Origin of the sequence: Pseudochrobactrum albidum (genome assembly GCF_051851455.1) — a bacterium.
Classification (GTDB): domain Bacteria; phylum Pseudomonadota; class Alphaproteobacteria; order Rhizobiales; family Rhizobiaceae; genus Pseudochrobactrum.
Genome location: NZ_JBPVTR010000020.1, coordinates 225,172 through 245,097, shown reverse-complemented (window position 1 = coordinate 245,097; position 19,926 = coordinate 225,172). Strand labels below are relative to the sequence as shown.

The following is a 19,926-nucleotide window of genomic DNA, read 5'->3' as shown; positions in this document are numbered from 1 at the left end:
AAAGAATAACAACGAATAAACAACCGCAAATCACATATTGAAAATACCGCACACAACAATGCAGGCTTTTAAAACAAGCCATTTTGTTTTGACTGCAGCATAGTTTAAAATAACCGGCAATGAAGCAATACCGGCTCACATTAAAAGACTGATTACAGGTGTTTTTCAGCACAAATATTATTGGCGGGAAAGATCAACCTTGGCCGCATCGGCAATGCGGATTTGCGTGGAAACAGAGCCATTCCAGTGATTGAGCGATAAATGGCCGGCAATATGCACCATATGTCCGGCCTGATCGAACAAAAAGCGCCCCAGATCAGTCTCTGCCGCGCGAAAGGCAATCGCATTCACTCTTTTGCCATCCAGTCCTTTCAGCGCAACCTTCACATGATCACGCCCCACAATGCGCACATCATCAATCATATGATTGGGCAATGCCAATAGCGGCTGAACATGCCCTGCACCATAAGGCCCCGCTTTTTCCAGCGCCTGATAAAGGGCAACCGTGGCACCGGCGGCAGAAACCGCACCATCAATTTCCAGACTTTGTTCTGCGCGCAATTCATCCACCTGCTCGGCAGCATGCTCTTCAAAAAATGCTCGCAAAGCGCCAAGTTTGGATTTTTCCACCGTAATCCCCGCCGCCATGGCGTGACCACCGCCCTTAACCAGCAACCCCTGTTCAACAGCCTTGCGCACCAGCTTGCCCAAATCAAAGCCACTGATTGAGCGGCCGGATCCGGTGCCCACACCATTTGCATTAAAGGCAATGGCAAAAACCGGCCTTCTCGCACGTTCCTTCAAGCGTGAGGCCAACAGGCCAACAATGCCCGGATGCCATTCATCGCTGGCAGTGACCAAAACCGCAGGCGCAGACCGGCCTGAAAGCTCAGCAGCGGTTTCAGCCTCTGCCTGCTGCAGCATAATGGATTCCATCGCCTGCCGCTCGGCATTTAACCGGTCAAGCTCTTGTGCAATTTCATTTGCCTCCACCGGATCATCAAGCGTTAACAAACGGCTGCCCAAGGCAGCATTGCCAATACGCCCGCCCGCATTGATGCGCGGCCCGATAAGAAAACCGAAATGGAAACTGTTAAGCGGCTCCCCAATACGTGAAACCCGCGCCAATGCCGCCAGCCCCGCATTGGTCTGGTTGCGGGCTGCAAGCAGCCCCTTGACCACAAAAGCACGGTTCACACCAATCAGCGGCACCACATCGCAAACCGTTGCCAGCCCGACAAGATCCAGAAACATCAGCAAATCCGGCGTGCCCTGCGCGGCTTTGGTTCCGCGCTCACGTAATTCCCGCGCCACCTGCACCAAAGTCAAAAACACCACGCCGGCAGCACACAAATGCCCCTGGCCGGAAATATCATCATCACGATTAGGATTAACAATTGCCACCGCATCTTCCGGCAAAGCGCCGCCTAGCTGATGGTGATCAAGCACGATTACATCAGCACCGGCCTGCTTTGCCGCACTGATTGAAGCGGCGCTATTGGTGCCGCAATCCACAGTCACAATCAGCGAAGCGCCTTTTGCCACCAGTTCCCGCATGGCATCGGGATTCGGGCCATAACCTTCAAAAATACGATCAGGAATATAAATCAGGTTTTTAATGCCATAGGCATTGAGAAAGCGCGATAAAAGCGCGGAAGAACAGGCGCCGTCCACATCATAATCGCCAAAAATGGCAACATTCTCGCGCCGCTCAATGGCATCGGCAATTCGCATAGCCGCCTTTTTCATATCTGTTAAGGTCAGCGGATCAGGCATAAGGGTGCGGATACTCGGATTAAGAAACTCCCCCGCCTCATCCAGACCAACGCCACGGCCGGCCATAACGCGGGAAACCAGATCAGGAATGCCATAATTCTGCGCAATGGCCAGCGCAATATTGGCCTCGCGCAGGTTGAGGCGATCCACCCATTTCATGCCCGTTGCAGAAGAACGTATTCCGAGAAACAAACGCTCACTCATATCCACGCGGGCAACTCCTGTATCTCAAACAATAAAGGCGACATTTTCCAATGCCGCCTTATAGCAGAATTTAATCATCGTGCCACTGTCTGGTCTCTGCTGTAACAGGCAAACCAACGCCGGGCTAAAAACCGTCAGCTTGCGGCGAAAATGGCTGTTCTGAGAACCGGAGCGGAGCGTACGGATAGTATGTGCACACCGGAAGCGCAGAAATTGTCATTTGCAGACCAAGCTGGCAGTTTTTATCAGGAAAACTTGGAGAGATCCTGATGGCGCGCCTTGATCTCACGCACTGTCTGTGAATGGGCACGCATAACAATTGTGTGGGTCTGGATATAATCACGGGCAAATTTAACACCGGAGAGCATATTGCCATCGGTCACACCGGTTGCCGCAAACAACACATCACCTTTGGCCATTTCTTCCATGAGATAGACCTTGTTTGGATCCGTGATGCCCATTTTCATGGCGCGGGCAATTTGCTCATCGGAGTTGAACTGCAAACGCCCCTGCATCTGCCCGCCAATGCAGCGAAGCGCCGCAGCAGCAAGAACACCCTCCGGCGCGCCGCCAATGCCGAGATAAATATCAATTCCGGTCTCATCCGGATTGGTGGTATGCATCACACCAGCCACATCACCATCGCCGATCAGGCAAATGGCAGCACCGGTTGAGCGCACTTCTTCAATCAAGCGGGCATGGCGCGGACGATCCATAATACAAGCGGTGATTTCATTCACCTTAACACCCTTGGCCTTGGCCAAAGCATGCAGGTTTTCAGTTGCGGATGCATCAATATCCACAACGCCGCGCGGATAGCCCGGGCCAACGGCGATTTTCTGCATATACACATCCGGCGCATAAAGCAGATTGCCTTTTTCAGCAATCGCCACAACAGCCAGCGAATTTGGCAGGTTTTTGGCGCAAATTGTGGTGCCTTCCAGCGGATCAAGCGCAATATCCACTTCAGGGCCGTTACGGGTGCCCACTTCTTCGCCGATATAGAGCATCGGCGCTTCATCGCGCTCGCCCTCACCGATCACAACCGTACCGGTAATCGGCAGGCGGTTCAGCTCCTGACGCATTGCATCAACGGCAACCTGATCGGCAGCCTTTTCATCACCGCGACCGCGCAGGCGGGCAGCAGCCACAGCCGCGCGTTCCGTCACGCGAACCAGCTCAAGTGTCAGAATACGATCGAGCCCATGCGGGGTCTGCTCTGCAGAATTGGCCATTTAAACAGTCCTAAATTCGTTTTCGAAAGATATGCCTGCAATCTTATTCAGGTCAAGGCGCCATTATTACAGCCTAACCGGTAGCCGGAATTAATGACAAGAGATTATCAGGCATGTTCGCCACCTTTTGGCAAAGTCAGACACACATCGCAAGAGACAAAGCGCGGGGATAAAAAGTAAATCGATTATACTCAGGTAAAAAACCATCACATTTGAAAACCAATGACACCGGCAGTGTATTTTGAGCTCCCGCAGCCCCTCATTTTTGATCTGCGCTGCCCCCCCCCCCTTCCCTCTATACAATATGATTTGCCGATTTCTTGCAGAAACAAAAAAGCCGCCGGAAATTCTCCGGCGGCTTCGTATCAGGAAAACTCTATTTACCCCGCACGTTCAATGCGGATCATCTGCGGCTTGTCATAAAGGTCGCCATCCTCGGTAATTGCCTTCAAAGCCTGTTTAACGGCAGCTTCCGTAGTGGCATGGGTGACCAGAACCACGGTTTTTACCACTGTGCTTTCAATATGCGCGCCATTGCCGCGCTGCACGATAGATTCCAGCGAGATATCATTTTCCGCCATGCGTTTGGCGATGGTTGCAAAAACTCCCGCACGGTCATGCACATTGAGCCGGATAAAATAGCCGCCCGCATGAGAGCGCATTTTTGCCCTTGCTGTCGGCTTAAGATCCTTGGCAGGCGTGCCAAAAACAGGCCCGTGCTGGAAACCCGGACGGCTCTTGCCAATATCGGCAATATCCCCGATCACGGCCGAAGCCGTGGCATTGCCGCCTGCACCAGGGCCGGATAACAGCAATTCACCCAGCAAATCCGTTTCAATCGCCACCGCATTGGTTACGCCATGCACCTGCGCAATCACCGAAGATGTCGGCACCAATGTTGGATGCACACGCTGCTCCACTCCGGTTTCGGTTTTCTGCGCCACGCCAAGCAGCTTGATTTTATAGCCAAGCTCTTCCGCCGCACGGATATCGGCCAGCGAAATATTGCTGATACCCTCTAGATAAATATCGTCAGCCGCAATCTGCGTGCCAAAAGCAATACTGGTGAGCAATGCCAGCTTGTGCGCCGTATCATTGCCCTCAATATCAAAGGTCGGATCAGCTTCCGCATAGCCAAGGCGCTGGGCATCTTTCAGGCAATCGGCAAAAGAAATCCCCTCTTCCCCCATGCGGGTGAGAATATAATTGCAAGTGCCGTTCATAATACCATAAACGCGTGACACGCTATTGCCGGTCAGCGATTCACGCATTGCCTTGATTACCGGAATACCACCGGCAACCGCAGCCTCAAAATTAAGAAGCAGCCCCTTCGCCTCGGCAATTTTAGCAAGTTCCACACCATGGCAGGCAAGCAAGGCCTTATTGGCCGTAACCACATGGCGCCCGGCATTGAGCGCCGCCTCCACGGCAGCACGGGCGGTACCTTCAGATCCGCCGATTAATTCAACAAAAACATCTATATTATCTGATTTGGCCAGTGCAACAGGATCGTCAAACCATGTCACATTGCTCAGATCAAGGCCACGGTCACGGCTGCGGTCGCGGGCGCTGACCGCAGTTACGACAATTTCGCGTCCGCATTGCCTTGTCATCATTTCGGCCTTGTCGCGCAAAATGCGCACAACCGATGCTCCTACGGTGCCAAGTCCGGCGACACCGATCCGCAATGCATTACTCATTATCGTGCCTCAGAAATATCATATATAATCAGCTGCTATCCGGCTATGCGGAGGGCGCAATGCCCCCGCATGCAGTTTTTCAATGCCTTTTGCTTCAGGAAGATGGATCCGCATTGCCGAGAAACCGCCTGATATTACGCGCGGCCTGACGGATGCGATGTTCATTCTCTACCAGCGCAATGCGCACAAAATCATCCCCATGTTCACCGAAACCAAGGCCGGGCGCAACAGCCACATCTGCTTTTTCGATCAATAATTTGGAAAAATTTAACGAGCCAAGCGCACAAAACCGCTCAGGAATCGGAACCCAGGCAAACATTGTTGCCTCAGGCGCAGGAATATCCCAGCCCGCACGGCCAAAACTATCCACCAGCACATCACGGCGCGCTTTATATATATTGCGCACATATTCAATATCGCTGCCATCACCGTTCAATGCCGCCGTTGCCGCTACCTGAATCGGCGTAAAGGCACCATAATCCAGATAGGATTTTACACGGGTGAGCGCCGCAATCAGCCGCTCATTACCAACGGCAAAGCCCATGCGCCAGCCCGGCATGGAAAATGTCTTGGACATGGAGGTAAATTCCACAGCCACATCCATTGCGCCCTCCACCTGCAAAACCGAAGGCGGCGGATTATTCTCATCAAAATAGATTTCCGCATAGGCAAGATCCGACAGGATGATAATATTATGTTTGCGGGCAAAAGCGACCACATCCTTGTAAAAATCCAGACTGGCCACATGAGCGGTCGGATTGGACGGAAAATTCAAAATCATCGCAATCGGGCTCGGGATAGAGTGTTTCACCCCGCGCTCCAGCGCCGGAATAAACTGATCATCCGGTGCCGCACTGATCGAACGGATCACCCCGCCAGACATGATAAATCCAAAAGAATGGATAGGATAAGTGGGATCAGGGCACAGCACCACATCGCCCGGTGCGGTAATGGCCTGCGCCATATTGGCAAAGCCCTCTTTGGAGCCAAGTGTTGCCACAATCTGTGTATCCGGATTGAGTTTTACACCAAAACGGCGGGCATAATAATTTGCCTGTGCCTTGCGCAATCCCGGTATCCCTTTAGAAGAGGAATAGCGGTGGCTGCGCGGATCCTGCACCGCCTCGCATAGTTTATCAACAATACCCTGCGGTGTGGGCAGATCAGGATTACCCATGCCAAGATCAATAATGTCGGCACCTGCCGCTCGCGCACCGGCCTTCAGGCGGTTAACCTGTTCGAAGACATAGGGTGGCAGGCGGCGGATTTTATGGAATTCTTCCGACATAGTCTTTCTTTCGCTGGTTAAAAATAAAGTGCAGAATGTGTGAACCGTCAGGCTCACGGGCGGCTCCCGTTCAGGAAATCCGTAAAACCGGGATATTCACTAATTTGTTATGAAAATTGCGGCAGATGCAAGAGCAGACCAGACCCGCATTGCACCCGCACAAAATGGCTGTGCATGAAACGGCAGATCTACTGGCCTGCCTCAATTGCTTTTAATGTGGCGTCCGTTTCCGCCAGCAGCGCGCGCTTGCGCGCCTCAATATCTGCGCGGCTTGTGCCGGCTGGCGCAACATGCCCCTGCTGCGCCTTGGCAGCATTCAGATTATTGGCGATCTGGTCTTTTTGCTCAAAGGTCAGTTGCGCCGTTTCACCGCGCGGCATCCGGCCAAAGGAAGGGTAAGTGCCGGTACGCAACGCCCCCTCCTGCGGCACCGCGTCTGATGCCCCTGAAGCACAAGCGCCAAGCGCCACCGCCGCCACGGCAAGCAAAGCAAAACGCAATGCTGTAATCGGTGATGTCTGTTGTGCGCTCATCAAAAACATTCCCTGCAACTGGCAACCTGAAGACGCAAATCCGAAGACGGATACCGCGTCTCATCCCGACAAGGCTGAAACCGTTTTTTTACAGAATAATTTCAACCGCTATACGGACAATAAACATATAGCTGCATTTCGCAACAGGAAGCTGCATGGCAAGGCACGAAAAACACGATTATGCGCAATGGCACCCCTGATCAGCCGGGTCACAGATGAACAACACTTGTTACAAAGTTGAAATGAATTGTTACAATGCGTAACTTGCACCCTAATTAATAAAGAATTAACAATTTTTTGGTGCAGGAACAGCCATTTTCTGCATTCTTAAGCTATAATCATTCAGTGATTTATCTGCAAAACGCACCAGCAGAACTTTTTCAGATCAAAATATAACAGGTAATTTGATCTTTTTCTTCTGTTTGCGCAGATATCCTGCCAAAGATGCAGTATCAATAAGGGGTTGCTTTGTCCGGTACGATAAAACGTATACGAGGAAAAAACGCTCAGCTTTTTTGCGGATCGGCAATTCTTCTCGCCCTGACAATCAGCGGCTGCACCACATCCGGCACTTCTCTGCTGGAAAATGTGGCGCAGGATACATCTCTGGCCGAAGATAATAAAACACAAGCGCAGTCTGCCTCTGCATCTGCGGATCTGACAAAAGATAAAACCGCAGCGCAATCATCCGCAACATTAAACGATAAACCGGAAGAAACAGCACCGGAAAAACCGGCATCCGTTGCAGCAGCAAATACTGTTTCAGCAGATAGTGCCCTTGCGGCTACCAATCAGGTTGTGCGGGATAAAGCTCCCGCCGCTCCTGAGCAACCAAGCACTCTGGCCGCACTTTTTGGCACGCGCAGCAAACCAACCGCAGCCCTTGCCGAGGCTGCTGCCGCTGAGCCTGCCGCTGCATCAGCCGCAAATGCTGAAAAAAAAGCAGAAAACACCACAACAGCGCCCGCTGCAACGGATCCCGCAGCAGTTAAGACAACAACACCTGAAGGCGCAGCCGCACAAACCACAACAACCACAACCGGTAAACAGTATCAGGATACTCCCGCTGCAGATCGCACCAGCCAAAGTGCCGGCGCCGCAGCAAGGTTGTTTTCTCCCGGCAAAAACAGTGTCCGCGGCAGTGGCAGGCAAGAAGCGGTCATCACTGCCGCCGCCACTCCCAAAAGCACCAAAAATTATAATTACACCTTGCCGGGGGTGCGCGCCAATGGCGGCGTGGAAATTCGTCACAGCAACAAAATTTTTGACGAAAATGATATTGATCTGGATGAGGATGATTTCAGCGCACCGGTAACCCTTGCCTCAGCCGGCGGTATGGCACGCCTTGCGCCCAATGGTTTGCGCCCGCAGCATGATAAGGTTCAGGTCTCCTGCCTCAAACCGCAGCTTGTTGCCATGATCAAGCGCCTTGAGAGCCATTATCGCAAACCGGTGGTTATCACATCCGGTTATCGCAGCCCCGCTCATAACCGTTCTGTGCGCGGTGCAAAACGCTCGCTGCATATGTCCTGTGCGGCTGCTGATTTGCAAATTCCGGGCGTATCCAAATGGGAAATTGCCCGCCATGTCCGTTCATGGCCGGTACGGGGTGGCGTTGGCACCTATTGCCATACAGAATCGGTGCATATTGACATCGGGCCGGAACGCGACTGGAACTGGCGCTGCCGCCGCGGCTGATCATTTTTAGCCATCACCTTTACCGCACAGCATCAACGCTTTTTCTGCCGTTGATGCCTGCGTCATTGCGCCAGCACGGGCATATTCAGCAGCAAAATTAAATCAAACGCAGTAATATCCGGCAAATATCCGGTTTTTGAGCATTTTATACACAACCCGTGACAGGGCGAATGAAAAAATATGCATTTTTTGCGAATTTCCTGTTTTACCCACTTGCAGGATAAATGTCATACCGCTATAAGCCGGTTCACCAACAGGCGCCCATCGTCTAGCGGTCAGGACAGCGCCCTTTCACGGCGCAGACAGGGGTTCGATTCCCCTTGGGCGTACCACTTCTCATTCAAATTATCTTTTTCATCAGGAATGAGAACAGTTTAAATCTCCTCTTTATTCTGTAACTATATTTGAGTTGCAACTCCTTGCTTTCAGTATCTGCAATTTTATCCTTTATTTATTTGCAATAAATCTGCCTCAAAAAGAATCATCATAACAATGATATTTTTTTACTGCCCCGCATCTGGCGGCCTTACAAAATAAAGCAAATAAACTGGCAAACCAGCCATATACCGATACGGCACATATTTTTAAAAATGCATATTTGGCAGCCATGCCATTGCCGTTTTCATAAGTCTCGGATTTTTTTCGTATATTTTATATATTTTTCCAACTTTTCCTCTTGCGCATCACAGCCGCCTTGGCTATAAGCCGCTTCACCAACAGGCGCCCATCGTCTAGCGGTCAGGACAGCGCCCTTTCACGGCGCAGACAGGGGTTCGATTCCCCTTGGGCGTACCATTTCTTTACTACTCCATCATTTCTTTCACGTTATATTGTAGTTATACATTCCGGGTGCGGATAAATCTGTTTTGCATTTGCTGCATTTATCCTTTAATCAGGCTTATGCTTTTCCCCTCGCCTCTTATTCGCGGCACATTGCTGCAACGTTACAAACGCTTTCTTGCAGATATCCGCCTCTCTTCCGGCGAAGAGATAACAGCCTCTGTGCCCAATACCGGCTCCATGCGCGGATTAACCACGCCCGGCTCCCCCGTATGGCTCAGCCACAGCGCCAATACCACGCGCAAATATGAATATATGCTGCAGATTGTTGAGGCTGAAAACACATTGGTCGGAATCAATACCGGCCTGCCGAACAAAATCGCCGAAGAAGCCATTCTCGCCGGTATGATTCCTGAACTCACCGGTTTTTCAACGCTGAAACGCGAACAAAAATACGGCCGCAATTCCCGTATAGATATTTTGCTAACCACCGGAAACGGACAGAAAACTTATGTGGAAGTTAAAAATGTGCATTTCAAACGCACAGACACGCTGGCAGAATTTCCTGACAGTGTAACCGCTCGCGGTGCACGTCACCTTGCCGAACTTGGCGCAATGGTGCAGGCTGGGCATCGTGGTGTTATGCTGTTTGTCATCCAGCGCAATGATTGTGATTCCATGTCTGTCTGTGCCGACCTTGATCCGGTTTATGCTGCAGCTTTTACAAAAGCGCGCCAACACGGGGTTGAGGCTTATGCAATTCGGTGCCACATAAGCCCTGAAGCAATTTTCGCAGATCAGACGGTTCCCGTTCTGACCCTGTAACACAACAAGTGCCAGCATAGCGCAAACCGGCTTACGCATCTAAAGCGAAGCCGCATAACAAATATGCCGGCCACAACATATAAATAACGGATTATCATGGTTACCTATATCGATGCAGCAACTGCTCCGCTCAAATATACAGGCCAGATCAGACTCTATGGCCCTGAGGGTTTTGCAGCAATGCGCAAGGTTTGTGCAATTACAGCAGAATGTCTGGATGCGCTCAATGATATTGTTAAACCCGGCGTCACCACCAATGAGATTGACCGTTTTGTGTTTGAATTCGGCGCGGATCGCGGCGTGGTGCCTGCGACACTCAATTATCGTGGTTACACAAAAAGCTCCTGCACATCCATCAATCATGTTGTCTGCCACGGCATTCCCGATGACAAACCTCTGCGTGAAGGCGATATTGTAAATATTGATATCACGTTTCTGCAGGATGGCTGGTATGGCGATTCAAGCCGCATGTATGCCGTAGGCCACATCAAACGTGCGGCCGAGCGCCTGATGGAAGTAACCTATGAGAGCCTGCTGCGCGGCATTGCCGCCGTAAAACCCGGCGCAAAAACCGGTGCAATCGGCGCAGCCATTCAAACTTATGTTGAATCGCAGCGTTGCTCGGCAGTGCGCGATTTTTGCGGGCATGGTGTGGGGCAGTTGTTTCATGATGCACCGAATATTCTCCATTACGGCAAACCGGATGATGGCGTGGAAATCCGTGAAGGTATGATTTTCACCATTGAACCAATGATCAATCTTGGCAGGCCGGATGTAAAAATACTGAAAGACGGCTGGACAGCTGTCACGCGTGACCGCTCCCTGACCGCCCAATATGAGCACACTGTGGGCGTAACAAAAGACGGATGTGAGATTTTCACCCTGTCACCAAAGAATATATTCTACACAACGAATAATAATGCCGCCTGACTGGTAAATTGATAATTTAGTTATTTAAAATAAAAAGCTGCCTTACGCACAGGAGGCAGCTTTTTATATTTTATAATAGACCAGATTTATTATTCCGCTTAATCTGGAACCGGAAAAATATAAAATTGTTTTATGTGCATGTAATGTAAAAAGAAAATATGCGGGGCGGATCCGGCGTTTTTATTATTCAGGAACCCTCGCAGGTAAGCAAAGCAAAGGCTGCGGGTACCGGCATATCAGGGGCGTTTTGGGCAATGGCACGGATAACAAATACGGCAGATGCCACATATCAGCTTGAGATTGATGAAACCCGCTTGTTTCTGCAGGAAGATCAGTCTGTCAAAGCCGCGCCGGCCAGTTCCGCACCGGTAATGCCGGATGCAGCATCAAATCAGCCATCCGGCAACAACAAAAAGAATAACAGACAACGCGCGGCAACTGCCGCAAAAACCAAATCTGCCAAGCCCCATTATAGCGGACACCGGCAGCGTTTGCGTCAGCGTTTTGCCGAACATGGCGATCAGGTTCTTGCAGATTATGAATTGCTGGAACTGCTTTTATTCCGCACCATTGCCCGTGCCGATACCAAGCCGCTTGCCAAGGCTTTGCTCAACCGTTTTGGCAGTTTTGCCGGTGTGCTTGGCGCTGAGCCGCATTTATTGCGCGAGGTGAGCGGCTGCGGCGAGGCTGTGGCACAGGATATCAAGCTGCTGGAAGCTTGCGCCAGACGCCTTGGCAAAAGTGAAATTCTCAATAAAAACATACTGGATTCATGGAGCAAGGTTATTGCCTATTGTATGACGGCAATGGCCTATGAAAACCGGGAACAATTCCGGATTCTTTTTCTGGACAAAAAGAACCGGCTGATTGCCGATGAAGTGCAGCAGATCGGCACCGTTGATCATACACCGGTTTACCCGCGAGAAGTGATCAGGCGGGCATTGGAGCTCTCAGCAACAGCCTTGATTTTGTTTCACAACCATCCGTCGGGCGATGCAACCCCCTCGCGCGCGGATATTGATATGACAAAGCTCATTATATCCATCGCCGCCCCGATGAGCATCACCGTGCATGATCATATTATTATCGGCAAAGCCGGCCATATCAGTATGCGCGGTGCCGGATTAATATGACAACGAATTAGATTTAACCCTTTGTTAATGATAAACAAAACAATAAGACCTTATGGCAGGGATTTTGCCTGTCATAAACCAAATTGGTCACAATTAGACGTCATAACCGGCTCAAGGCGCGTTATTTCAGGATTCAAGCGCCATCAGTTTTAAAAAATGACCTCTTCCCGGGTATAACGGAGCCGATCATGCGTCACTTCAAACTTTTTGCCACTGCAGCCTTTACCATTGCTTTTGCCCAGTCACTTGCGCCAGCCCTTGCTGCCGATGCTTTTAACAATGATTACAGCTATAGCGATACAACAACCAACTATAGTGCTCCGGCAACATGGGAAGGTAATTATATCGGCGCACAGCTTGGCACCACTTCCTCCAAAACACCAAGCCCGTTCTCCAGCCGCACTTCGGCATTGGGCGGCATTGTAGCCGGTAAAAATTTCCAGTCCGGCAATTTTGTCTATGGCGGTGAAGCAGAACTGAATTTTGGTGAGGCAGAGCACAAAATCCAGAATGGCGGCCGTTTGCAGCAATCATGGAATACCGTTGCCAAGGCCAAGCTTGGTTATGCCATGGATACAACGCTCATTTACGGCACGGTTGGTTATGGCGTCACCAAATTCAAGCCTAAGGATAATATCACCTCCGGCAGCCAATGGGCAGGCGGCGTGTTGCTTGGCGCAGGTGTGGAGCAGCAGCTTTCCGGGCCTTTTTCAGTTAAGGCCGAATATGACTATATGCGCCATAATGGTGTTAAAACTGACGTAAATAATGTACGTTTTGAAAATAATCTCAAGACCCACAGCCTCAAGGCAGGCGTTAATTACCGCTTCTGATTCTGCGATAATCTGAACCTTAAATCTCAAAGCGTCATATCTTCGTGGATATGACGCTTTTTATGTATTTCACCAAAAATCATATTAAGATATTGATTTTATTAAAAAATCAACTACCCTGAATAAGGGAATCCATTTTCAATATGCTTTGTTTTTTATGCATATCCTTATGCAAATTACGCATATCAAAGCTGGTTTTGTGAGAATTTTAACGCAATTTCCGCTTAACCTGCTTAATTTCGCCCATAGTTTAGAGAGTTGAGATACACAAACCCGCCCTCATCAACAAAGCCCTCCTGCCGGTATATTGACTTAAATATGTCACATGATTTTAAGTTAGGGTGAGGAAATTGGGAATTGGAAAATGCAAGCAGTATTCGATGGGCACAATGATGTTCTGCTTCGCCTTTGGGAGAGCCGCAATAAAGGTGAAGATCCGGTAGAGGAATTTATCGGAGGGACAACACAAGGGCATATCGACCTGCCACGTGCGCGCAAGGGCGGCCTTGCCGGCGGCCTCTGCGCCATTTACATTCCCAATCCCGCAACGGGTGAAACCACATTTGATGCGCCTGATCATAATGGCCATTACAACACACCGCTGGCAGAACCTGTGGAGCGTCTTTATTCTCTGGATATTGCCAGCGAATTTATCGATATTGCATACGGGCTGGAACGTGCAGGCGGCTGGAAAATCTGCCGCAGCGGGCAAGATATTGATAATGCCATAACCGATGGCGATTTTGCTGCAGTGCTGCATATGGAAGGCTGTGAGCCGCTGGATAAAGACCTCAAGGCGCTTGAATTGTTTTATCAGGCTGGTTTACGCTCACTCGGCCCTGTATGGAGCCGCCATAATATTTTTGGTCATGGGGTTCCTTTTTCCTATCCGATGAGCCCTGATACCGCACCCGGCCTGACTGATGCAGGCAAAGAGCTGATCAAAGTCTGCAACAGGCTCGGTATTCTGATTGACCTTTCGCATATTACAGAAAAAGGGTTCTGGGATGTGGCGGCAATCACCGATCAGCCACTGGTTGCAAGCCATTCCAATGCCCATGCGCTCACACCGGTAGCGCGCAATCTCACAGATAAACAGCTTGCGGCAATCCGTGAGAGCAACGGCCTTGTCGGCCTTAATTACGTAACCACCATGCTGCGTGAAGACGGGCAAGTGAATACGCAAACACCGCTGGACGATATGATACGCCATATTGATTATCTGGTTGAGAAACTGGGAATTAACGGTGTGGCGCTCGGCTCGGATTTTGACGGCGGGCCGATACCCGATGATATTGCAGATGCTGCAGGCACACAAAACCTGGTCAATGCGCTGCGCAAGGCAGGCTACGGGGAGGAAGAACTGGCCAAAATCTGCCGTGAAAACTGGCTGCGTGTTTTGCGTTCAGCCTGGCATGAGCATCACTGAAATTATCTGTCAGACACTTTATTGCAGTTTTGATCAAACAGATTACACATAAAGGCAAAGGAAAAGCAATCAGGCATACAGTTTTCAAACCTGTTCTGAAAACAAACTGCGCCCGCTTGTGAAGCAAAGATAAACCGGCCTACAATACGGAAAGTAATTTTCCGTTTTATATAAAGTAAACACGGTGTGAAAATACAATCGCCATATCGTTTTAGCCAAACATATCAGGATATAAATATGGGGTATATGATGACGAATAAAACGAATAAACTTAAGGCTTTAAATCGTTTAGGCTATCTGGCCGCAGGCGCTGCGCTTGGTGCATTTGTCAGTGTGGCGGCTGTTCAGGCAGCAACACCGGCTGATACACTGATCCAGGCGTGGATGTTCGATGACATCATCACGCTGGATCCGGCGGAATCTTTTGAGTTTTCTCCGGGAGAAATTCTCGGCAATACTTATGATCGCCTGCTGCGCCTTGACCCGAATGACCCGTCCAAGGTTATCGGCGATATTGCCGAAAGCTGGGAAGTTTCGGAAGACGGCCTGACCTATACTTTCAAAATCCGCGAAGGGCAGAAATTTGCCTCCGGCAATCCGTTGACAGCTGAAGATGTGGTCTACTCGCTCGTACGCGCCGTCAAACTGGATAAGAGCCCGTCCTTCATCCTCAGCCAGTTTGGTTTCAAGCCCGATAATGTGGAAGAAAAGATCAGGGCAACTGATGCAAACACGCTCGTCATCACTGTTGATCAGCCTTACGCACCAAGCTTTGTGCTCAATTGCCTGACCGCAGATGTTGCCTCTGTGGTTGATAAAAAACTGGTTGAAGAAAATGCCAAAGATGGTGATTACGGCTATGCCTGGCTGAAAACCAATTATGCCGGCTCCGGACCAATGACCATACGCGACTGGCGCGCCAATGAAATTGTTGTTCTGGAACGTAACGATAATTACCGCGGCGAAAAATCTCCGCTCAAACGTGTGATTTACCGCTATGTCACGGAAAGCTCCACCCAGCGCCTAATGCTTGAAAAAGGTGATATTGATGTTGCCCGCAACCTTGAGCCGGGCGATATTGATGCACTTACCGATAGCAAGGATGTTTCCCTGACTTCGGCTGCTAAAGGTACGGTTCTCTATTTCTCACTCAACCAAAAAAACGAAATTCTGGCAAAGCCGGAAGTTCGTGAAGCAATGAAATACCTCGTCGATTATGATGCAATCAGCTCAACACTGATTAAACATATTGGCGTGCAGCATCAGACATTCCTGCCTAAAGGCCTGCTCGGTGCATCTGACGAAAAACCATACAAGCTGGATGTGGAAAAAGCCAAGGAACTGCTGGAAAAGGCAGGCCTGAAAGATGGTTTCTCCATCACTATGGATGTGCGCTCTGCTCAACCTGTAACCGGCATTGCAGAATCCATTCAGCAAACCTTTGCCAAGGCCGGCATCAAGATGGAAATCATCCCCGGCGATGGCAAGCAGACACTCACCAAATACCGCGCCCGCAAGCATGATCTCTATATTGGTAACTGGGGTACGGATTATTGGGATCCAAACACCAATGCCGATACTTTTGCCAGCAATCCTGATAATAGTGATAATGCATCGGCCAAAACCCTTGCATGGCGCAATACCTGGGACATTCCGGAGCTGACCAAAGAAACCAAAGCAGCTGTTCTGGAGCGTGACACGGCAAAACGTGAGCAGATGTATCTCGACCTGCAAAAGAAACTTCTGGATGAAGGGCCGTTTGTTATTTTGTTCCAGCAGACAGAAGTTGCCGCCTATCGCAACAATGTTGAAAATTACAAGCTGGGTGCAACCTTCTCAAACAATTACGTCTACAACGTATCGAAGAAATAAACCGATATGAGTGTAACCGCAGTAACAGCATCCGGGCGCAAAAACGCCCGGATCAGCAAATGGGCTCTCAATGTGGGCAGCTTTTTGCTGGTCGTCATCACCACCTATCTCGGCCTGCTCGCCGTAACCTTTTTCATCGGCCGCGTTATTCCGATTGATCCGGTACTGGCTATTCTAGGAGACCGCGCACCGGCTCATGTGATTGAGCGCACCCGTGAGGAGCTGGGCTTTAACCTGCCTGTCTGGCAGCAATTTATCATTTATGTTCAAAAAGCACTGTCGGGCGATTTCGGCATGTCGGTTCTCACCTCCAATCCGGTGATGACAGATATCAGGCGCGTTTTCCCCGCGACAATGGAGCTTGCAACCATCGGCACACTTATCGGCGCGGTGCTTGGCATTCCGCTTGGTGTGCTTGCGGCGGTCAAGCGCGGCAGTTTTATTGATCAGTTGGTGCGCGTTATCGGCCTGTTTGGCTATTCTGTGCCGATTTTCTGGCTAGGTATGATCTGCCTGTTGATTTTTTATGCCAAACTGGGCCTTGTCGCCGGCCCCGGCCGTATTGATGTGGCCTATGAATATACATTCACGCCGATTACCGGCCTTTATATGCTGGATGCAATCATTCAGCGCCAATGGGATGCACTGGGTAATATTTTCTCCCATATTATCCTGCCGGCGTCACTGCTTGGCTATTTCTCGCTGGCCTATATCAGCCGCATGACCCGTTCCTTCATGCTCAATGAACTGGATCAGGAATATATTGTTGCTGCACGTGCCAAAGGCTTGAGTGAAACACGCATCATCTGGGGGCACGCGCTGCGCAATGCCGCAGTGCCGCTCGTCACCGTGATTGCGCTCTCCTATGCCGGCATGCTTGAAGGATCGGTGCTGACAGAAACCGTATTCTCATGGCCGGGTCTTGGCCTCTACATTACCAACTCCCTGCAAAGTGCCGATATGAATGCCGTTCTCGGCGGCACCATTATCATCGGCTCTGTGTTTATCGCCCTTAATCTGCTTTCCGATCTGCTCTATCGGACACTCGACCCACGGACGCGCGCACGATGAGTGAGACGACATTACCTAAAGAAACATGGCGCGAATGGCTGCTCTCTGAGCGCCCTCAATCCCGCGCACAGGCAAAACTTGGCCGTTCCTATATGATCTGGCGTCGTTTTGCCGCCAACAAGCTGGCCGTACTTGGCCTGACAATTATCGGCCTGCTGGTGATTGTTGCCGCCTTTGCCCCATGGCTTGCTCCCTATTCGCCGGTAACCGGCGATCTGGCGGGTTCCCGCCTGCTGCCCATGGGCTCGCCCGGGCATCTGCTTGGCACGGATGATCAGGGGCGCGATATTCTCTCCCGTCTGATCTACGGCTCCCGCTGGACGCTCTATGTGGTTCTTCTGGTTGCCATTCTCTCGGCACCGGTGGGGCTTCTTGTGGGCACGGTTGCCGGTTATGCCGGCGGCTGGCTTGATGCGCTCTTGATGCGTATCACCGATATTTTCCTTGCCTTTCCAAAGCTTATTCTGGCACTTGCCTTTGTCGCAGCTCTTGGGCCCGGCATTGAAAATGCGGTTATCGCCATTGCCATCACCTCATGGCCGCCCTATGCCCGAATAGCGCGGGCAGAAACGCTGACATTACGCAATTCCGATTATATTTCCGCAGTCAAATTGATGGGAGCATCCCCTGCCCGCATCGTTATCCGTCACATTATGCCGCTTTGCCTGTCCTCGCTGATTGTTCGCGTCACACTGGATATGGCCGGTATTATTCTGACAGCAGCAGGTCTTGGCTTTCTGGGGCTTGGTGCGCAGCCGCCGCTGCCTGAATGGGGGGCAATGATTGCCTCCGGACGCCGCTTCATTCTCGACCAGTGGTGGGTTGCCGCTGTTCCGGGCATGGCCATTCTTGTTGTCAGCCTTGGCTTTAACCTGCTTGGTGACGGCCTGCGTGACGCTCTTGATCCGCGAGGCAACAACCAATGAGCGATAAACTTCTTCATGTTGATGATCTGCGGGTATCATTTCCTACCCGCACCGGTGCGGTTGAGGCCGTTCGCGGTGTTTCCTTCTCGCTCGGCCGTGAAAGGCTTGGCATTGTGGGAGAATCCGGCTCGGGCAAATCCCAGACCGGCCGCGCCATCATGGGGCTTACACCCTCTCATGCAAAAATTACCGCCAAACGTCTGGAGTTTGACGGCATTAACCTACTCGGCATTTCCCCAAAAGAGCGTCGCGCATTGCGTGGCAGCCGCGTAGCCATGGTTCTGCAGGATCCGAAATATTCGCTCAATCCGGTGATGACCATAGGCCGCCAGATCATTGAAACGCTTTCAGCCCATGGCTCAATAAAAAAAGCGGAAGCACGCAAACAAGCTCTGAAAATGCTGGAAGCCGTGCAGATCCGTGATCCTGAACGTGTGTTTGACCTTTACCCGCATGAAGTATCCGGCGGCATGGGGCAGCGCGTGATGATTGCCATGATGCTGATTGCCCAGCCGGAAATGCTGATTGCCGATGAGCCAACCTCGGCTCTGGATGTAACCGTTCAGCTTGAAGTACTCGGCATTCTTGACAAGCTGGTGCGTGAGCGCGGCATGGGGCTGATCTTTATCAGCCATGATCTTCGTCTGGTTTCTTCCTTCTGCGACCGTGTAATTGTTATGTATGCGGGGCGTATTGTTGAAGAAATTGCGGCAAGCGATCTCGCCAATGCCAAACACCCCTATACACAGGGATTGCTGAACTGCATGCCGAAAATCGGCCATGACCGGCACCCCCTGCCCACATTGCAGCGTCAGGCGGAGTGGCGTACATGACAACCGACAATCACAAAACTCCGGCTCTTTTCATTGAAAATCTCAATGTGATGTTCAATGAATTCCATGCTTTAAAAAATGCCTCCATCACCGTGCAAAGCGGCTCATCCTTTGGTCTGGTGGGGGAATCGGGCTCGGGAAAATCCACATTATTGCGCGCTGTCGCAGGCCTTGCGCCCACAAGCTCAGGCAAGGTGGAAATCAACGGCAAACCGGTGCCAAGCCCGCGCAACAAGGAGTTCTACAACACTGTGCAAATGGTGTTTCAGGATCCTTATGGCTCCCTGCACCCGCGCCAGACCATTGACCGGCTGCTGCTCGAGCCGCTGGCCATTCATGGTATAAGGGATACAGAAAAGCGCATTGTGCGGGCACTGGATGAAGTCGGCCTTGGCTCCGGTTTCCGCTTCCGCTATCCGCACCAGCTTTCCGGCGGGCAGCGCCAGCGCATTGCTATTGCCCGTGCGCTGATCGTTGAGCCAAGCATTTTATTGCTTGATGAGCCAACCTCGGCACTTGATGCTTCCGTGCAGGCGGAAGTGCTTAACCTGCTGGAACAGGTGCGCCGTGACCGCAAGCTCACCTTTGTAATGGTCAGCCACGATCTGGCAGTGATCAACCATATGTGCGATGAACTGGCCGTGATGCAAAATGGTGTGATCGTTGAAAAGCTCAGGACTGATGATCTGGCCAAGGGTGTTTTCAAGGAAGATTATACCCGCAATCTCATGGTTGCGAGTGAAGGTTTCAAACGCTGAAATTCACACAGTAAAAAATAAAAAACCGGTGCATCATAACAATGCACCGACCTTGCAATATATGCCTTATAACATATAAGGCCGCGTGTCTTATGACACGCG

Annotated in this window: 16 protein-coding genes and 2 tRNA genes; 13 read left to right on the top strand and 5 right to left on the bottom strand. The window is 50.9% G+C overall.

Going from position 1 to position 19,926, the window contains the following annotated elements:
- Positions 1-177 precede the first annotated feature (177 nt).
- The 5 genes from recJ to ACSTTO_RS05680 form a co-directional block, all read right to left on the bottom strand.
- Entirely contained in the window at positions 178-1,980 is a 1,803-nt protein-coding gene (gene recJ / locus ACSTTO_RS05700) for a single-stranded-DNA-specific exonuclease RecJ (protein ID WP_439272201.1), read from the bottom strand.
- Between the two features lie 245 nt (positions 1,981-2,225).
- On the bottom strand, positions 2,226-3,215 hold the full coding sequence (gene glpX, locus ACSTTO_RS05695; RefSeq protein WP_439272157.1) for a class II fructose-bisphosphatase: 990 nt from the start codon (positions 3,213-3,215) through the stop codon (positions 2,226-2,228).
- Between the two features lie 380 nt (positions 3,216-3,595).
- Entirely contained in the window at positions 3,596-4,915 is a 1,320-nt protein-coding gene (locus ACSTTO_RS05690) for a homoserine dehydrogenase (RefSeq protein WP_439272156.1), read from the bottom strand.
- Between the two features lie 94 nt (positions 4,916-5,009).
- A complete protein-coding gene (locus tag ACSTTO_RS05685) occupies positions 5,010-6,203 on the bottom strand; it encodes an LL-diaminopimelate aminotransferase (protein ID WP_439272200.1) in 1,194 nt (397 codons plus the stop codon).
- A gap of 188 nt (positions 6,204-6,391) precedes the next feature.
- The gene (locus ACSTTO_RS05680) at positions 6,392-6,736 is read right to left on the bottom strand and encodes a hypothetical protein (RefSeq protein ID WP_439272155.1); all 345 of its coding nucleotides are present in this window, start codon (positions 6,734-6,736) and stop codon (positions 6,392-6,394) included.
- 468 nt (positions 6,737-7,204) lie between these two features.
- Between ACSTTO_RS05680 and ACSTTO_RS05675 the strand changes: the two genes are divergently transcribed.
- The 13 genes from ACSTTO_RS05675 (at position 7,205) to ACSTTO_RS05615 (ending at position 19,824) form a co-directional block, all read left to right on the top strand.
- Positions 7,205-8,434 (top strand): YcbK family protein, encoded by a 1,230-nt coding sequence (locus tag ACSTTO_RS05675; RefSeq protein WP_439272154.1) that lies wholly within the window; start codon positions 7,205-7,207, stop codon positions 8,432-8,434.
- Between the two features lie 257 nt (positions 8,435-8,691).
- A tRNA-Glu gene (locus ACSTTO_RS05670) sits at positions 8,692-8,766 on the top strand.
- Positions 8,767-9,154: 388 nt separating this feature from the next.
- Positions 9,155-9,229, top strand: a tRNA-Glu gene (locus tag ACSTTO_RS05665).
- A 105-nt stretch (positions 9,230-9,334) separates the two neighbouring features.
- Positions 9,335-10,039 carry a DNA/RNA nuclease SfsA gene (gene sfsA, locus ACSTTO_RS05660; RefSeq protein ID WP_439272153.1) on the top strand — a complete coding sequence of 235 codons (705 nt, stop codon included), beginning with the start codon at positions 9,335-9,337 and terminating at the stop codon, positions 10,037-10,039.
- Positions 10,040-10,135: 96 nt separating this feature from the next.
- Positions 10,136-10,969, top strand: coding sequence for a type I methionyl aminopeptidase (gene map, locus ACSTTO_RS05655; protein WP_439272152.1), 834 nt, complete (start codon positions 10,136-10,138; stop codon positions 10,967-10,969).
- A gap of 371 nt (positions 10,970-11,340) precedes the next feature.
- A complete protein-coding gene (gene radC, locus ACSTTO_RS05650) occupies positions 11,341-12,102 on the top strand; it encodes a RadC family protein (protein ID WP_439272199.1) in 762 nt (253 codons plus the stop codon).
- A 188-nt stretch (positions 12,103-12,290) separates the two neighbouring features.
- Positions 12,291-12,935: an outer membrane protein gene (locus ACSTTO_RS05645; protein WP_439272151.1), complete on the top strand. Its 645-nt coding sequence runs from the start codon at positions 12,291-12,293 to the stop codon at positions 12,933-12,935.
- 364 nt (positions 12,936-13,299) lie between these two features.
- On the top strand, positions 13,300-14,364 hold the full coding sequence (locus tag ACSTTO_RS05640) for a dipeptidase (RefSeq protein ID WP_439272150.1): 1,065 nt from the start codon (positions 13,300-13,302) through the stop codon (positions 14,362-14,364).
- 246 nt (positions 14,365-14,610) lie between these two features.
- Positions 14,611-16,236: an ABC transporter substrate-binding protein gene (locus ACSTTO_RS05635; protein ID WP_439272198.1), complete on the top strand. Its 1,626-nt coding sequence runs from the start codon at positions 14,611-14,613 to the stop codon at positions 16,234-16,236.
- Between the two features lie 6 nt (positions 16,237-16,242).
- Complete coding sequence (locus tag ACSTTO_RS05630; protein WP_439272149.1) at positions 16,243-17,307, top strand: ABC transporter permease; 1,065 nt, start codon at positions 16,243-16,245, stop codon at positions 17,305-17,307.
- Positions 17,304-18,233, top strand: a complete 930-nt coding sequence (locus tag ACSTTO_RS05625; RefSeq protein ID WP_439272148.1) for an ABC transporter permease — start codon at positions 17,304-17,306, stop codon at positions 18,231-18,233. The genes ACSTTO_RS05630 and ACSTTO_RS05625 overlap by 4 nt, the downstream gene beginning before the upstream one ends.
- The gene (locus ACSTTO_RS05620) at positions 18,230-19,066 is read left to right on the top strand and encodes an ABC transporter ATP-binding protein (RefSeq protein WP_439272147.1); all 837 of its coding nucleotides are present in this window, start codon (positions 18,230-18,232) and stop codon (positions 19,064-19,066) included. Before ACSTTO_RS05625 ends, ACSTTO_RS05620 begins: the two co-directional genes overlap by 4 nt.
- Positions 19,063-19,824: an ABC transporter ATP-binding protein gene (locus tag ACSTTO_RS05615; protein ID WP_439272146.1), complete on the top strand. Its 762-nt coding sequence runs from the start codon at positions 19,063-19,065 to the stop codon at positions 19,822-19,824. Before ACSTTO_RS05620 ends, ACSTTO_RS05615 begins: the two co-directional genes overlap by 4 nt.
- Positions 19,825-19,926: the final 102 nt, after the last annotated feature.

What these genes read in the sequence shown, in the direction of transcription:
- recJ (WP_439272201.1), bottom strand. Translation starts at nt 1,980, where the DNA reads ATGAGTGAGCGTTTGTTTCTCGGAATACGTTCTTCTGCAACGGGCATG.
- glpX (WP_439272157.1), bottom strand. Translation starts at nt 3,215, where the DNA reads ATGGCCAATTCTGCAGAGCAGACCCCGCATGGGCTCGATCGTATTCTG.
- ACSTTO_RS05690 (WP_439272156.1), bottom strand. Translation starts at nt 4,915, where the DNA reads ATGAGTAATGCATTGCGGATCGGTGTCGCCGGACTTGGCACCGTAGGA.
- ACSTTO_RS05685 (WP_439272200.1), bottom strand. Translation starts at nt 6,203, where the DNA reads ATGTCGGAAGAATTCCATAAAATCCGCCGCCTGCCACCCTATGTCTTC.
- ACSTTO_RS05680 (WP_439272155.1), bottom strand. Translation starts at nt 6,736, where the DNA reads ATGAGCGCACAACAGACATCACCGATTACAGCATTGCGTTTTGCTTTG.
- sfsA (WP_439272153.1), top strand. Translation starts at nt 9,335, where the DNA reads ATGCTTTTCCCCTCGCCTCTTATTCGCGGCACATTGCTGCAACGTTAC.
- map (WP_439272152.1), top strand. Translation starts at nt 10,136, where the DNA reads ATGGTTACCTATATCGATGCAGCAACTGCTCCGCTCAAATATACAGGC.
- radC (WP_439272199.1), top strand. Translation starts at nt 11,341, where the DNA reads ATGCCGGATGCAGCATCAAATCAGCCATCCGGCAACAACAAAAAGAAT.
- ACSTTO_RS05645 (WP_439272151.1), top strand. Translation starts at nt 12,291, where the DNA reads ATGCGTCACTTCAAACTTTTTGCCACTGCAGCCTTTACCATTGCTTTT.
- ACSTTO_RS05640 (WP_439272150.1), top strand. Translation starts at nt 13,300, where the DNA reads ATGCAAGCAGTATTCGATGGGCACAATGATGTTCTGCTTCGCCTTTGG.
- ACSTTO_RS05635 (WP_439272198.1), top strand. Translation starts at nt 14,611, where the DNA reads ATGATGACGAATAAAACGAATAAACTTAAGGCTTTAAATCGTTTAGGC.
- ACSTTO_RS05630 (WP_439272149.1), top strand. Translation starts at nt 16,243, where the DNA reads ATGAGTGTAACCGCAGTAACAGCATCCGGGCGCAAAAACGCCCGGATC.
- ACSTTO_RS05625 (WP_439272148.1), top strand. Translation starts at nt 17,304, where the DNA reads ATGAGTGAGACGACATTACCTAAAGAAACATGGCGCGAATGGCTGCTC.
- ACSTTO_RS05620 (WP_439272147.1), top strand. Translation starts at nt 18,230, where the DNA reads ATGAGCGATAAACTTCTTCATGTTGATGATCTGCGGGTATCATTTCCT.
- ACSTTO_RS05615 (WP_439272146.1), top strand. Translation starts at nt 19,063, where the DNA reads ATGACAACCGACAATCACAAAACTCCGGCTCTTTTCATTGAAAATCTC.